At 76.1% G+C, this 435-nt stretch carries 1 pseudogene; it reads right to left on the bottom strand.

Features of this window, described 5'->3' with window-relative positions:
- Window position 1: 1 nt before the first annotated feature.
- Window positions 2–435 (bottom strand): annotated as a pseudogene (locus EAD96_RS01700) (beta-ketoacyl-[acyl-carrier-protein] synthase family protein); the annotation flags it as partial.

Genomic DNA, 435 nt, shown 5'->3' with positions numbered 1-435 from the left:
GTCATGAGGTGCTCACCAGGAGGGCCGTGTTGGCGCCGCCGAAGGCGGCGTTGAGGGTCAGCGCGTGTCCGGTGCGCGCGGGGCGGGGTGCGTCACGGATGACGTCCAGCGGGCACTGCGGGTCGGCGCCGAGCCACCCGGCGGTGACCGGCAGCTTGCCGTGCCGCAGGGCCAGCACGGTGACCAGCAGTTCCAGCAGCCCGGACGCCTCCAGCGCGTGCCCGTGCACCGACTTGGTGGAGCTGACCGGCAGCCGCCCGGCGTCCGCACCGAAGACGCGGGCCAGCGCCGCCGCCTCGGAGGCGTCGCTGAACGGGGTACCGGTGGCGTTGGCGTTGACGTAGCCGACCGCGTCCGGTGGCAGCCCGCCCCGGCGCAGCGCCGCCTCGACCGCCCGGGCCAGCCCCATACCCTCCGGGTGCGGCTGGCACGGGT

This window comes from Micromonospora sp. BL1 (assembly GCF_003667485.1).
Taxonomy (GTDB): domain Bacteria; phylum Actinomycetota; class Actinomycetes; order Mycobacteriales; family Micromonosporaceae; genus Micromonospora; species Micromonospora tulbaghiae.
This window is presented reverse-complemented; position numbering and strand designations above follow the sequence as displayed.